At 50.2% G+C, this 9367-nt stretch carries 6 protein-coding genes; all 6 read right to left on the bottom strand.

Going from position 1 to position 9367, the window contains the following annotated elements; all coding sequences use genetic code 11:
- Positions 1 to 167: 167 nt before the first annotated feature.
- On the bottom strand, positions 168 to 1271 hold the full coding sequence (locus DFR60_RS20365) for an immunity protein Imm33 domain-containing protein (protein ID WP_110324521.1): 1104 nt from the start codon (positions 1269 to 1271) through the stop codon (positions 168 to 170).
- A gap of 89 nt (positions 1272 to 1360) precedes the next feature.
- On the bottom strand, positions 1361 to 2713 hold the full coding sequence (locus tag DFR60_RS20360) for a permease prefix domain 1-containing protein (RefSeq protein WP_110324520.1): 1353 nt from the start codon (positions 2711 to 2713) through the stop codon (positions 1361 to 1363).
- Positions 2700 to 3044: a PadR family transcriptional regulator gene (locus DFR60_RS20355; protein WP_110324519.1), complete on the bottom strand. Its 345-nt coding sequence runs from the start codon at positions 3042 to 3044 to the stop codon at positions 2700 to 2702. Before DFR60_RS20355 ends, DFR60_RS20360 begins: the two co-directional genes overlap by 14 nt.
- A 614-nt stretch (positions 3045 to 3658) precedes the next feature.
- Positions 3659 to 4471, bottom strand: a complete 813-nt coding sequence (locus DFR60_RS20350) for a hypothetical protein (RefSeq protein WP_110324518.1) — start codon at positions 4469 to 4471, stop codon at positions 3659 to 3661.
- On the bottom strand, positions 4468 to 5691 hold the full coding sequence (locus DFR60_RS20345; protein ID WP_110324517.1) for a DUF5716 family protein: 1224 nt from the start codon (positions 5689 to 5691) through the stop codon (positions 4468 to 4470). Before DFR60_RS20345 ends, DFR60_RS20350 begins: the two co-directional genes overlap by 4 nt.
- Before the next feature lie 15 nt (positions 5692 to 5706).
- On the bottom strand, positions 5707 to 9351 hold the full coding sequence (locus DFR60_RS20340) for a DUF5717 family protein (RefSeq protein WP_110324516.1): 3645 nt from the start codon (positions 9349 to 9351) through the stop codon (positions 5707 to 5709).
- Positions 9352 to 9367: the final 16 nt, after the last annotated feature.

Raw genomic sequence — 9367 nt, 5'->3', positions numbered from 1 at the left:
AGACTATACTTAAAAACAAAGCAACACCGCTGTGAAACCCTTATAGAATAGGGCTTCCAGCGGTGTTTGAATTTTTTTACTGTCAAAGACGGGATCATAGAGGTTTTTTCAGCATTTGTCAACCCCTGTTAGTCGGGTGCCAAAAAGAACTGGTCATCTCTCTATTCTCAATTTCCTCCATTCGCACCCGCATCCACATAGAATTTCCCATCGTCACCGCGGAAAAATGCCATTCCCGCGGGGGCGTCAAGCAGCGGAATGATATCGGGATCATAGTTTGCCACCGTATTCAGATCATAAAGTCCGAAGTGCCCGCTGTCCTCACAGTATTCCCGGTCTTCCGATCCCTCATAGAAGATCCAGCCGCTGTCCTCCGGGTGTTCCTCCTGCGGCTCATTACGTACCATATAGCCCACTTTGGAGCCTTCCACCATAATCTTATCTGTGGCGATTCCAAACTGACCGCTTTCCAGCAGCGGTTTTATCTCTTCTGCCTTCATAAAGAACTTCTTACTCCGCGGAAGCTCCGGCATGGGAACGTCATAGGCCTCCGGATCGATAAAACGGATCACAAGACACGCCTTGTCCCCATTCTCGTCAATCCCCCAGTAACTGCTGTACGCACCGTCTCCGAAACCGCTGGTAAAAAGAATCAGGTTTTCATCGCTTCCCGGCAGGCACCAGTCCATATAATCGCCGTCCTCCCTCTGATATCGGGGATGCTGTTCGGCATAGGCCTTCATGGCCTCCGCAAAGAAGTCGTCATAGAGATTTTTGTCCGGATTCTCCCCGCGCCATTCTTTTATAAAATCATCGTAAACGACGGACACGGCCCTATCACAGATACCGGCCAGCCCTGTATCCACACCAAACATGGCAAATACTCCCGGTTTATCTTTATCTTCAATCGTATAGCCCTGAGGCATGGCCAGTTCATAGCGGACCGGCGTCTTTCCGTTCACGTCCAGTTTCGCCGCCAGGAAGCGGAATCCAAAGACCGGATGATCGATCACTGACAGCGATACCGGATAGCTTCCCGGCTCCACCGTCTCCTCCAGCGTACAGGAATATTTCGTATTTATGTAGCAAAGCGGATCTCCAATCTCGATCCTGCCAGTCTTTAGCCGCACCGCTCCGATCGTCAGCTGTTCAAACGCTCCTGCACAGTCAAACAGCGCATTAAGCCCCGCGGTTTCCGGTTCCTGCTTCATAAGTTCCAGGTTCTTTTTAAATATCTCCTGAAATACGTTCTGCCATATATTATCACCCATAGCGTCCTCCTGTCTGAACGTTTCGTTTTCTGTATCGCCGTTCAGGTTCTATACGCCTTAGTGTATCATAACACGTCACTTTTTTCCACTTACGATTCCTGCCGTTCCAGCCGTATTTTCCATTTCCCCCGGGTTCCATGTCTTTCCGACACAATATCCTTGTTTCTGTAGACGCTGAGAATCAGTCCCAGCAATATGTAATTCACCAGGGTACTCTGCCCTCCGTATGACAGAAACGGAATTGTCATGGGCTCTACCAGCGGTACGCCGAAGTTGGCCGCCGCATAGACAATCATCTGAATTGTCAGAACCACGGAGCACGCCGTTCCGACGAGAAATCCAAGGCGGTTCTTCTGTCTCCATGATATGGAAAACGCCTTCACCGCCGTGGCGGCAAGTATGCATAACATGGCGGTTCCGGCCGCAATACCGTATTTGGCAAAAACAAAGAAAACAACGTAGTCGCAGTTTAAAAACTTCATTGCCTTCGGCATAGGCGCTGCCGATGAGCCAAACATTTGAAAACTGGAGACGGACTCCTGAAGATAGGGAATAATCCCTCCATTGGAGTTGTAATGAAGCATATCCGGGCCGAAAATGGACTGAAGCCTGATCATCTGGTATGTATGCAATACTCCCAGATCAGTTCCCTTCCAGTAAAGAAGGAGGAGGGTTATCACAGGTGCGGCAATAAGAGCTGCTATGGTCCGGGCCTTCCTGACATGGAAGAATCCTTTCCATACGGCAATAAGCAGAAGCAGGAAACAGCCGCCGGCAAGTTCCAGACTCCCATGTACTATTATCGTCTTCAGGCCCATGAAAAACGGCATGAAGCTGAATAGATAACAGACAGCTACCGCTCCGTATCCCTTTGTCCGGAATCTATAAAGCACTCCCGCGTAGAGAGGCAGGAACAGCGTCAGATAATTATAGATTCTCACTTTTCCCATGATTACGACGTGTGTATTTGCAATGATAAATATGACGACGAAGTAACCAAACCACAGAAGGAGGGGATACCGGCCAAGTACCGTGTAATCGACGATATAGACTGCGGCGAGAACGGCGAGTCCCGCGACGGTGAAGAAGCACTGGCGTTTCCAGAAATAGTCGGCAAGATCGCCGGAATAGCCGCCGAACAGTCCAGTATAGCATGTCATATACTGAAGTGCGAGGCCTAAAGCGCTTAGCATAAGCACCAGAATGAGGAATTTCCACTCCAGATGCGGCCGGTGAATCCGGTTCAGGGCAGTTCCCGTCTCTATGGGATCTCCCATCTGGCGGACCGCCTCTCTTTTCGCCTCAGAAGGCGTCATGCCGTCAGCCTCATAGGCATCAGACTGTTCCTGCACATGGTTTTCCAGTTCCGCTCTGACCATAGTCCTGGCCTTTTTACAGCGGATCTGCTCCGATACGGTATCCAGATATTCAGACAGTTCCATAGACGGCACCTCCTGCTAGTACTCCGGATACCGCTCCGGCATATTGCTTCCACTCCTCTTCTTTCCCTTTCAGGTAACGTTTTCCCTCTCCGGTGATACTGTAATACTTGCGTACCTTGCCGGAAGCTTCCTCTTCATAGGAGGTCAAATATCCCTTCTGTTCCAGGGAATGCAGAAGGGGATACAGGGTTCCCGCCTTCAGTTCGAATACATCGTTGGATTTCTTTCGCAGGTTTTCTATCATCTCGTATCCGTACATGTCTTTTTCTGTTAGAAGTTTTAGAAGAAGCATGGTGGTACTGCCTGAGATCAGGCTTTTGTCGATGGGCATGGGAGTACCTCACTTTCTTTTTTGGCCTTTATATAGGTGATCTATATATATCGATTATCTATATAATAATTGATGGCAGAGAAGATGTCAAGGGAGAACTGCCCTGTTTATATGAAATTTCATTAGCGTTCACGGCCCCGCTGGAAGTTTCCGCCGGCGTTCCGGTGCGTGGGAGGGGCAGGAGAAGGTAGCGTTTCCTTTTCCGAGGTTTGCAGGAACTTAAGAAGAAAGACGGGAAAAAGGGGTGGTGAAATCTGGCCTCCAAGCCAGATTTCAAGTGGACACGGAGGTGAAGTCCTTCAGGAGTTCACCGTAGTTTGCGCGATCCGCCTCTTTTTCCCGTCTTTCTGCTTTAGTTCCTGCCACCGAGAAAACAAGAAACGCTACCTTCTCCTGCCCCTCCCACGCACCGGAACGCCGGCGGAAACTTTCAGCGGGGCCGTGAACGGTAATGAAATTGATCGTGCTGCCCGCTGGACCGCAGTGGCCGCTCGATTCCGCTTCGCTCCATCTCGCTGACGGGCGTTCGCCCTATGAAAAAAGACATAGACAAATTTACTTTTGTGCAAGCACAACGTAAATTTGTCTATGTCTTTTTTCGCACTGCTCAATGCTTATATCATGTTTCGGTACTCCCCCTTCCACTCTTTAACAAGTTCGGAAGCACCTTTCATTCTTTTAATCGGATCTTTTAAGAATAGTTCGTCTAATTTTTCTAAGCTTTCAACCTTCTGCGCGGCTTCTTCTGCCTTCTTCATATCTTCATCCCATACCGCTTTTACATCTTCCGTAATCAATGTGCGGTATCTGTCTTTTAATACCAGATTGGGGTTCCATTTGGATAAATAATAGATTCGCTTTAATACGTCTCCACTCTTTGCTAAATCAAACGACTTCTGATACGCCTGATAGGCCTTCTCCATGGAAAATAAACGCGCATAGGAAGCTCCCAGATTGTTGTATATCTTCGCAAAAAAGGCGTCGTCTGTTGAAGACTCCTTTGGCATCTCTAAGATTCCTTCGTATTCTGCTACGGCTTTACCGTACTGCTTTCTCGTGAAGAGGTAGTCGGCTTTAGCTTTGGCGAATTCGGGCGGGGTCATTTTTCTGTAGGTCTCGATCTTTTGACGGAAATGTTTGATCTCGGCTGCGTTGTAGTAGTCACATTCCGTCAGGATTAAAAACAGGAGCTCATCGGTGTCTTCTCCGCTCTGCTGCCATTTTTCCAGCTTGGCCGCCATAAAGCCCATCTCCAGCTCGCCGCGGATGAATTCGATCAGATGGTCATCCACGAAAGTCTCCAGTACCAGGAGCGGATTATGGTAGATCACATAGCAAAGCTCCTGAGAGGAATAGAGGTGGACTCCCAGGCCCTCGAAATAAAAAGGATGTTTTACCGGCTCCTGCCGGCATAGTATCAGGCTCATATCATGACCTCTTGTCTGACTACGGCATCTGAGGCCGGGAACAGTTCTCCGAAGCCCTTGTCCTTAAGCACTACCGCCATCGTCTTCTCATCTAAAAATCCCACGCTGATCCCCACACGTGTCGTTCTCTCCGGCCGTTTCGGGAATCCCTCCAGCGGAATCTTTACCAGCTTTTTCTGCTTCGGATCCATGGGGGTTACTAAAAATTCTACGTAGTCCTGGTTATCCACGATCAAATCCACACTGCTTCTCGACTCATACCAGTTGTCACCGGCAGCCGCCACGATCAGCTGGCTCTCACGGTTCTTGTGCAGCACCTTCATCGAAATCGTCGAATGAAGCCGCCCCTCGCAGACGCAAATAAAGGGGTAAGACGTCTTTTCATGAAGGTAATCCATGCCCTTAAAAGCGGCACCCCTGGCAAACAGCTCCTGGTCCATGTAGACCTTTCGCCTGGAACAGAGGAGCTTCATGAAATCTCCCGCCCAGTCCTGCCGCTCAAAGCCTTTTCCTGTCAGGAAAATAGAAGAAAACAGCTTCTTGGAAAGCAGCCGCTCCGCGCAGGAACTGAGGATCTTATCCGCCAGCTTTCCGCCGGAAGGGGTATTCAAAATATCGAGATTAAAGCTCTCCTCCAGAGCCTCATCCTCGGCCACCACAGTCATCTGCTTCATCCCGCGCTGCACCTTTAATTCGTGGTAATGGAGCGAATCCTCCGATAAATCAAAGACCGCTACCTGATTGTTCCATACTTCCTTCTTCTGGCTCAGAACGTAGTAGACAAAGCCTTCCGTGTGGCTGATGATGTGCACCCGGTCCCTGGGGATCTCCAAATAATCTGCACAGTACATCAGTGCGTCCATCAGCTTGACCTCCACCTTTTCCAGTGTGATCACCAGCTCCTTTACCTCATCGGAGAAAAATTCCTCCTTGGCCAGCGCCAGTATTTTCTTTAGATAGATCTTAAGCAGGGTGGTGCCCTCGTATTTCACGCCTCCCAGCGTGGCGGTACCGTCCTTCATGACCATCTTTACAAGCTTGTCTACGATAATGCCTTCCCCCACCAGGGTGTATGCGTAAGCTTCTTCCCCCACATACCACTCGTCATCATCCTTCTTCCGGCAGATGACCGTCGGCAGACACCACGTCTTTTCACGTTCGTGACAGCACAGCCTGGTATAGGCATCACATAAATCAAGTCCAATTATCAATCCGTCCATCGACAATCCCCTTATCTACATCAGTGGAAATAATTCTTCCGCGGCAGCATTCTTTGTTAAATACTCCCGCATCCGTTTTTTGAGCCCTTCTTCGTCCTTTAAACTCAGACACAGGCTCATTTCATTTAAACAGGCAAATCTGCTTTCCGAATCACCGGCCGCCGATGCAGCGTCACAGCTGACGCTTCCTTCTTTTTTCAGCACCCACTTGCCGTCTTCCAGTTCACTGATCCGGTACTCCATGATCTCCCCTTCAAAAAGGACCTTCTTCTTTACGAAAATCCCCTGGTACGTCCTTCCAATATCCTCGCAGTGGTATTCCTCCTCATCCGGAAGAATACGGACCTCAAAATCGATCCGCGCGTTCCTGTCTGAATGATACTGGATCATGGCCTTGTCCATGATATCCTCCGGCATGGGAACGTATTTCGCCAGCTTCTTGAAATACGGGAATACCAGTCCCGCCTCCAGAAGAACCGCTGTCGTGCTCTTTAACAGCTCCTTCTGCTCCTCTTCCAGCGAGGAAAGCTCGGAATAGTATTTGGTCAGAGCCAGCAGATAGATCGTCGGTATCCTGTCTTTGTCTGCAGAGCCGTTGACCGCGCCTTCCAGATAGGCGAAAACCTTGTCATCCGGAGTCTTGTCATCAAGGAAATACTCCGAACTCTTAATTGTAAAATATGCTCGGACGATGTTGTCACTCGTCTTCTTTTTGTTCATATAGAGGCTGAATACCCGGTCTATGGTTTCCGTGCATCCGGAAAACATCATCTGTGCGACCAGACGCTCCTCAAGATCATACGTCTCCACATGCTCGGAAATGCCCTGCAGGAGTATGCGGTACATCTGATTCGTCAGACCGTTGTAGTGCTCGCAGAGGTAATCCAGGATGACGCTGTCGCTCATGCCTTCCAGAAATACGCGGTACGACAGGTGGAGAAGCAACGGATCTTCATCAAAAAGATTCTGAAGAATCATCTTGGTACACAGCTTTAAAAGCCGCTTGCTCTGAATCTCCTCGCAGCCGAATTCCCGTATCATACCGAAGGCTTCCTCGACATAATTGCGGTTGATTAAGGTCTCACAGATTCCCAGGCGTTCTTCCTTCGTAAGCAGACGCTTGTCGAGGCGCACCAGATAAGCGCCTCCCTCTGTGCTGTCTTCACTCACCGGATGAAGAGGAGAGTCTCCCTCTTTCGCGTTCGATGGAATGCCCGGCATATTCTGGTAATACTCTATGATTCTGGATAGCAGGAGTCTCTGATACAGCGGCTGGAGCCGTCCATCCTCCATGGCATCCTCCAGCATCCCCGCCTCCTTCTCATCTGCAATGCCCCTCTTTAAAATCTCGTCGCAGGCCCGGAGTCTGAGCATCGGATGATCGGGATACAGTTCAAAGCAGCGCGCCTCTAACTCCGGCTTATCCATCACCGGCGTCTTCTCGTAAGGAACCGTGCTGTAACGGTTTCCAAAGGCATCCTGGAACAACAGGATGCTGTGCTCGGAAAACAGCGGCACGTACGCTACGCCGTCGTCCAGAAGAAATGCGTCCTCCTCCAGCAGCTCCTCGTAGCAGACAATTACATACTTCATCTTAAGGTTTCTGCACTCCACGCGGTAAGAACGCAGAATAGAGGGCAGTACCTTAGCCATAGGAAGGTCAATAACATCCTTGTAGATCATGTGTTCGTAAATAACGGCCAGATTACTTCCGATCCTCGATTCGAACAGCTGTTCTGTGGCGAATTTTTCGATGTCCCGCTCGTACACCTCATACAGCGGATCGGATTCCTTTAAGTAAACCAGCACATTTTTATAGAGCAGCGCCCTGCTGTGGCGGTCCAGCTCGCTGCCGCCGTAGGAAAAATAAAGGAGCACTTCCTTGGGTAGCAGATAGCAGTAATCCTTTGGAAGCGCGTACAGATAATACTCGTAAAGCCGTGTCAGGCTGATTCCTTCTTTGATTCCCTTCTCATACCACTTAAATGCCTCCGCACTCCTGCTCTCTCCCCGGATCAGTATGGAACATACCGCTTCCAGTATTTCCTTTCCGGGATACTTCTCATACAGGCGTCCCAGCGCCCTGTAGTGAAGGCGGTTAAAATGCCTGGACGTCAGCGTAAGCCTCGCCGCAGCCAGCGCAAATTTCTCTCCCGCAGCGCCGTATCTGGCGCCGAAGGACAGCACCTGCAGCTCAAACGGGCCGATACTCCGGATCAGATCCGGCTCTTCGGAAAGCAGCCTGCAGGCATGCAGATAGAGAAACGGGCTTCTCATGCCCGCTTCAAACTGGCGTCTCATCATGGATATGGCTCCGCCCGGATTCTCATTAAGCCGGCGGTCCAGCCTTAAAAGGATCAGAAACAGATTATGAAGGTCCGGGTTCTCCTCCAGATATTTTCTCAGCAGACGAACCAGCGATTCCTTCTGGTATTCGTCCGGCTGCAGAATCAGCCTCAGATACTGATAGTAGCAGTAAAGCTCCAGCTTTTCCTGCCGCTCCGCCAGGATCTTCTCCCGGCATTCATCCAGCAGCAGCGCCGCTTGGCTCGTCCTGTCGTCTGAAAGGTATATCTCGGCCCTTAAAAGCTTAATCGCCTCGTGCTGCCCCTTCATCTCCTCGATCTCATCCAGCGCCCGCAGCATCTGATTATAAGGAAAGTCCCCATCACCTGTGTTCGGCGGATTGTGAGGAAAGTCCCCATCACCTGCCTCTTTCTGCAAGCGCAGGTGCAGATACGTCGCTATCGCTTCCTTCGTATAGGCGTCCTCCGCGGAAATACCACCGCCCGGGTTCACCATCGCGGTCACCGGAACGACGAAGCGCTCTTCGATTCCGGTAATGATAATGCGTCCCTGGTTCAGGCCCTGATGCATGCGCCTCGGATGGATGCGGTAGACGATCTCGCAGGTATCGTCGGTAAAATCCTGGTCTCCGATGTTTCTCACCGGAATCTCTATAAAATCGCAGTCGGCCGTAACCTCAAGGCTTACGTAGCCCCAACCGCTCCTGGTTATCGTAATACATTCCTGGATCACTCCGTCCAGTTGGTCAAACCGCCGCTCGCTCTCGTCAGCAGTCAGCTTTACCGGCTCCTTGACACCGAGTCCGGTCAGGAATTCCTCCAGTTCCTTCTTCCTGTCCGGTCTTCCTTTTAAACCACCGTAAAGGGCCCTCACATGCAGATCCTTCATGAAGGGGGCCTCGAAAAAATCTCTATATTCAAATAAGCGAAGCGCTGTCTCATAGTCGTTCTTCGCTGTTCCGGCGAAATCCTCCGCCGTCTTTAAATCGCTCAATGCTTTCCCTGACGTACTCAGTTCCACACGAAAAGAATAAGGGACTTCTCTTTCTCCGCCATTGGTAACCAGATAGAAAGCTCCCTTAATCATATCTCCGTCTTCCAGAAAACCGGTATTCACCTCATAGACCAGATGGTTATAGGTGCCGCCAAACGCCCCATTAAGAAGCCTCACGCGGAAATTGGAAGAATATGCAAGTCCTTTTATATGCAGATTATTCTCACTGGTAACGACAAGTTCCCGCCTCGTGGCCCCGCCGGAACGCACCACGTCGTAGGTTTCTTTCGGAGTGACCTTGATCACAGGAACCTCCGAATCGATGATGCCTTTAGCCAGCCTGTTGATTCGTTCTCTCATAGTACCACCTGTATCT

Source organism: Hungatella effluvii (assembly GCF_003201875.1).
GTDB lineage: Bacteria > Bacillota > Clostridia > Lachnospirales > Lachnospiraceae > Hungatella > Hungatella effluvii.
The sequence above is the reverse complement of the archived record's forward strand: the minus strand, read 5'-3'. Positions and strand labels throughout refer to the sequence as shown.